This window comes from Variovorax sp. 22077 (assembly GCF_052044195.1).
Lineage (GTDB): Bacteria > Pseudomonadota > Gammaproteobacteria > Burkholderiales > Burkholderiaceae_C > Variovorax > Variovorax atrisoli.
The window spans coordinates 1-1,038 of the sequence record NZ_JBQEQC010000081.1 but is presented as its reverse complement, the minus strand read 5'-3'; the positions used below and the strand labels follow the sequence as shown (position 1 = coordinate 1,038).

Genomic DNA, 1,038 nt, shown 5'->3' with positions numbered 1-1,038 from the left:
CCGGTGCGCCGGCGATCATGTGGACGTTTGGGGAGAAGGGCTTGCTTGTGAGCCCAGAGGCTCACCTCCTCGCTCTCGCATTCAAGGCTCTGCGCGCGCTTCGCGTGCTAGGCGCGTGCCGCGCGCCTTTGGCGTCCCAGCGCGCTGTGTTATGTGGAGGGCGGACGAAAACTTGAATTACTGACCTGCCCCTCCGAGCCGTACCAGCCTAATGGCAGCGAAGTCCGTCAACTAACCATGTACCCGAATCAGTGCCGCTCGGAAGCAGGAGCGGTGACCAGGTGCCCAGAACGGGTGCTCAGATCCTGGAATACGCAGCAGTGGCGACGGCTGCCGGCGACGCGGGTGGGAGCTGGTTGTTGCGGCGCCGGGAGCCGTGTGATACGCATCGCGAGCGCTCGACCCCCGCTTCGCTGCGCGCATCGAACTGGGCTGGCCTTCGATTGCGCGTCGTGCAACGCCAGCGGGCCTTCCGCTCGGCGGGATGGGGCCACGCTGCTGGGCCGCGGTGCCTGAGATGCAAGCGTTGCAGGTGGCGCCGCACGCCCGGATCATCGCGCCGTCCCGTCCTCGCTTTTCTCGCCCCTTCGACCATGAAGATTCCTCCCCGCTGCGCCGCCGTCATTACCATGCTGTCCATGAGTATCTGCACCGCGGCCGCTGCCCGCACGGGCTACCTGGGACCGGCCGGCAGCTGGACCCATCAGGCGTGCCTGGAACTCTTCGCGGAGGAGGAACTCGTCGCGCTCGAGCGCGAGACGCTCTTCGAGGCCTTGCGCGCCGGGACCATCGAGCGCGCATGCGTGCCCGTGACGACCTCGGTGGTCGGCGCCACGCCGTATCTCGACGACGTGCTCGCGCTCGATTCGATCGCGGGTGTGCAGGTGGTGGCGGAGTACCCGAAGGTGCTCGGCTACAGCCTGCTCGCGAAACCCGGTACCCGCCGCGAGGACATCCGCACGATCGTCGCGCACCCCGTGGCACTCGAGGAGGTCAAGCCCTGGCTGGACCGGGAGATGCCGCACGTCGAGCGCCGGC

General features: G+C 67.9%; 1 protein-coding gene. It reads left to right on the top strand.

The features are described 5' to 3' along the window. Window positions 1–593: 593 nt before the first annotated feature. Window positions 594–1,038: prephenate dehydratase domain-containing protein (locus ACTJLF_RS34580; RefSeq protein WP_440884896.1), on the top strand; the 445-nt coding region annotated here is incomplete at its 3' end.